At 71.6% G+C, this 3,984-nt stretch carries 5 protein-coding genes; 3 read left to right on the top strand and 2 right to left on the bottom strand.

The features are described from left to right. A partial coding sequence (locus GUY60_RS35445; RefSeq protein ID WP_161705486.1) for a GlcG/HbpS family heme-binding protein occupies positions 1-404 on the top strand: 404 nt, incomplete at its 5' end. Positions 405-565: 161 nt separating this feature from the next. Beyond that, complete coding sequence (locus GUY60_RS35440) at positions 566-2,020, top strand: M1 family metallopeptidase (RefSeq protein WP_376771355.1); 1,455 nt, start codon at positions 566-568, stop codon at positions 2,018-2,020. Positions 2,021-2,041: 21 nt separating this feature from the next. Here GUY60_RS35440 and GUY60_RS35435 read toward each other — a convergent pair whose 3' ends face one another. Together GUY60_RS35435 and GUY60_RS35430 are read right to left on the bottom strand one after the other, a co-directional pair. Beyond that, entirely contained in the window at positions 2,042-2,578 is a 537-nt protein-coding gene (locus tag GUY60_RS35435) for a GNAT family N-acetyltransferase (RefSeq protein ID WP_161705484.1), read from the bottom strand. Positions 2,579-2,759: 181 nt separating this feature from the next. Beyond that, the gene (locus GUY60_RS35430; protein WP_161705482.1) at positions 2,760-3,335 is read right to left on the bottom strand and encodes a TerD family protein; all 576 of its coding nucleotides are present in this window, start codon (positions 3,333-3,335) and stop codon (positions 2,760-2,762) included. Positions 3,336-3,613: 278 nt separating this feature from the next. Between GUY60_RS35430 and GUY60_RS35425 the strand changes: the two genes are divergently transcribed. Then, positions 3,614-3,984 (top strand): ROK family protein (locus GUY60_RS35425; protein WP_161705488.1); only part of this gene is annotated, 371 nt, incomplete at its 3' end.

Genomic DNA, 3,984 nt, shown 5'->3' with positions numbered 1-3,984 from the left:
CCACGCAGTCGACGCACCTGACGGTCGAGGCCGCGACGAAGGCCGCGCAGGCCGCGCTCGACGCCGCGAAGAAGGAGAACCAGCGGGTCTCCGTCGCGGTCGTCGACCGCAACGGCAACACCATCGTCACCCTGCGCGGCGACGGTGCCGGCCCGCAGGCGTACGAGTCCGCCGAGAAGAAGGCGTACACGGCCGTGTCCTGGAACGCCCCGACCTCCGAGCTGGTCAAGCGCCTGGAGCAGGCCCCGAACCTGAAGGACATCCCGGGCACCCTCTTCCTCGGTGGTGGCGCCCCGGTGACCTCGAAGGACGCCCCGATCGCGGGTGTCGGTGTCGCGGGCGCTCCGTCCGGTGACCTCGACGAGAAGTTCGCCCAGGCCGGCGTCGCCGCCCTCGCGAAGTAACCCGCACCGGCTGAAGCAACCCGAACCGGCTGACGGGCGCCGCACCCCGGCGCCCGTCCGTCCGTCCGGACGTCGGCGGCTCCCCACGTCCGGACCCGGCGGGGCGCTACGAATACGGCACGACGGGACGGTCCCCGCGTACCGCCCATAAGATCGCCAACGTGATACGCCGACGTCCTCCGCTCTCCCGAACGGCCCCCGCCGCCCTCGCCGCCGCCACCGCGCTCGCCCTCACCGCGTGCGCCGGGAGCGGGGTGCAGGGCAGGCCGGGGGCCGCCGGTCTGCGGGACCCCTACTTCGCGGACCTGGGCAACGGCGGGTACGACGTGCGGCACTACGACCTCGACCTCGACTACGACCCGGAGACCGGACGGCTCGAAGGCGAAGCGGTGATCACGGCCCGCGCGAGCCAGGACCTGAGCGCCTTCGACCTGGACCTGAGGGGACTCGACGTCGCCTCCGTCACCGTCGACGGCCGCCCCGCGCGCTTCAACCGGGCCCGCAGCGAGCTGACCGTACGGCCGCGGAACGACCTGCGGGCGGGCGCGACGTTCCGTACGACCGTGCGCTACTCCGGCGCACCGGAGACCGTCACCGACGAGGACGGCGCCCGGGAGGGCTGGCTGCCGACGGCGGCGGGCGCGGTCGCGCTCGGTCAACCCGTCGGCTCCATGGCCTGGTTCCCCGGCAACCACCACCCGAGCGACAAGGCCACGTACGACATCGAGATCACCGTCCCGAAGGGCCTGCGGGCGTACTCCAACGGGGAGTTGAAAGCACAGCGCACCGTCGGCGACAGCAGCACGTTCGACTGGCACAGCGGCGAACCGATGGCGAGCTATCTGGCGACCGTCGCGATCGGCGCGTACGGGACGAGCACCTCGGTGGTGAAGGGCGCGAGCCGCGAGGGCGGGCTGCCCGTCCGTACGGCCGTGGTGCCCGAGGAGGCCGAGGCGAGCCGGAAGGTGCTCGCGAAGCTCCCCGAGATCGTCGAGTGGCAGGAGCGCAACTTCGGCCCGTACCCGTTCTCCTCGGTCGGCGCGATCGTCGAGGGCAGGGACGCCGCCGGGTACGCCCTGGAGACCCAGACGAAGCCGGTCTTCCCCGGCGCCCCCGACACCCCGCTCCTGGTGCACGAGCTGGCCCACCAGTGGTTCGGCAACTCCGTGACGCCGAAGACCTGGCAGGACATGTGGCTCAACGAGGGCTTCGCCACGTACGCCGAGTGGCTGTGGAGCGAGGACCACGGCGGCGACAGCGCGCAGGAGATCTTCGACCAGGTGTACGCGGGCAAGGGCGACTACGTCACGGAGAACATCGGGAACGCCGGTGAGGCCGAGGCGGTCTGGGCGTTCCCGCCCGCCGAGCCGACCGGCGCCGACGCGATCTCGGACAGTCCCGTCTACTACCGGGGCGCCATGGTGATCCACAAGATCCGCCAGGCCGTCGGCGACGACCGCTTCCGCGACCTCGTACGGGGCTGGACCCGCACCCACCGCCACGGCAACGCGGACACACGGGACTTCACGGCGTACGTGGAGAAGCGGGCGGGCAAGGACCTGGACGGCCTCTGGGACACCTGGCTCTACGGCGAGGGCAAACCGGCCAGGCCGTGAACGCCCCTGCTAACGCCCCTACTAACTCCCCTGCTCCGGCTGCCCGTTGAGCTCCTTGCGCATCAGTACGCAGGGCCGCCGCAGCTCCAGGTCCTCGGCGTACCCGATGAGTTCGTAGTCGAGGTTGGTCCAGAACCAGCCCGCCTGGTCGTTGTCCTGGAGGATCGCCAGGCGCACGGCCTCCCGCCCGGCGGTGCGGAAGCGGTCCTCGACCAGTCCGGCAAGCGCACGGCCGATGCCGGTGCGGTGCAGGCTCGCGTCGACCAGGAGCAGGCCGATCCACGGGTCGGGGTCCTCCGGGTTCGGGTGCTGCCCGAGGGTGATGACGAGGCCGACGAGGCGGCCCTCGGAGCGGGCGAGCAGCACTTCGGCGGTGGGGCGGGCCAGTTCGTCGGCGAGGGCCTTCGCGACCTGTTCCTCGGTGATGTGCTCCGGGTCCGGGAAGTCGCCGCTGAGCGCGAAGAACTCCCGGTTGGAGGCGTAGAGCCCGGTGACTTCGGTGAGCAAGGGGCCGGGCAGCGCGCCGCCGTCACGGACGGGTACCTGTTCGAGGATCATGCGGGCAGGCTAGCCGGGCGGGCCCTGTCGAGTCATGCGGCCCTCAACTCGCGCTGGCCGTGCGGGTGTTACGGGCGTCACGGGCGTCACGGGCGTTACGGGTTACGGCCCACGGGCGCCGCGGGCACAGCAATGGCCCCGGACCGTAGCCGGTCCGGGGCCTCGCCGCGCTTCGGGTGCGTCAGATGTTGACGCCGAAGTCCTGCGCGATGCCCGCGAGGCCCGAGGCGTACCCCTGGCCGACGGCGCGGAACTTCCACTCGGCGCCGTTGCGGTACAGCTCGCCGAAGACCATGGCGGTCTCGGTGGCGGCGTCCTCGGACAGGTCGTACCGCGCGATCTCGGCGCCACCGGCCTGGTTCACGATGCGGATGTACGCGTTGCGGACCTGGCCGAAGTTCTGCGAGCGGGACTCCGCGTCGTAGATCGAGACCGGGAAGACGATCTTGTCGATGTCGGCGGGCAGGCCGGCCAGGTTGACGTTGATGCCCTCGTCGTCGCCCTCGCCCTCACCGGAGCGGTTGTCACCGGTGTGGACGATGGTCTGGTCCGGCGTCGCCTTGTTGTTGAAGAAGACGAAGTGGCCGTCCGAGAAGACCTTGCCGTCGGCCTTGACCGCGATGGCCGAGGCGTCGAGGTCGAACTCGGTGCCGGTGGTGGTGCGGACGTCCCAGCCGAGGCCCACCGTGACGGCGGTCAGGCCGGGCGCCTCCTTGGTGAGCGAGACGTTGCCGCCCTTGGACAGGCTTACAGCCATGGAAGGTCCCTTTCCCCTTGGTGCTGCGGTTCGTACGGGCTACGTACCTAACGACGAAGCTACCGTCACCCGGTCTAACGCCGCCGGGACACCGGGAGGTTCCAGCTCTCTTTCCTTTCTTTGCGAATTCGGGTGCCCGCACAGAAGACCGCGAAGTGGACTAGACCTTTCGCGGGGTGCGCGCCAGACTGTCCCGTGTGACTGCATCTACTCGGGGGACCACCCCCGGACCCCCGGCCGCAGGGCATGTCATCGCCCTCGACGTGGGCGGCACCGGGATGAAGGCCGCCCTGGTCGGGCCGGGCACCGCGCCGTCCGGCAACGAACCCCCCGCACCCCCCGTACTGCTGCACGAGGCGCGCCGGGCGACCGGCCGTGAGCGCGGCCCCGAGGCCGTCGTCGAGTCCGTCCTCGACTTCGCCGCCGAACTGCGCGCGTACGGTGAGCGGCACCTCGGCGAGCCCGCCGCGGCCGCCGGTGTCGCCGTCCCCGGCATCGTCGACGCCGACCGCGGCATCGCCGTCTACGCCACCAACCTCGGCTGGCGCGACGTGCCGCTGCGCGATCTGCTCGCCGAGCGGCTCGGTATCCCCGTCGCCCTCGGCCACGACGTGCGCACCGGCGGGCTCGCCGAGGGCCGGGTCGGGGC

The sequence above is a fragment of the Streptomyces boluensis genome (assembly GCF_009908195.1).
Lineage (GTDB): Bacteria > Actinomycetota > Actinomycetes > Streptomycetales > Streptomycetaceae > Streptomyces > Streptomyces boluensis.
This window is presented reverse-complemented; position numbering and strand designations above follow the sequence as displayed.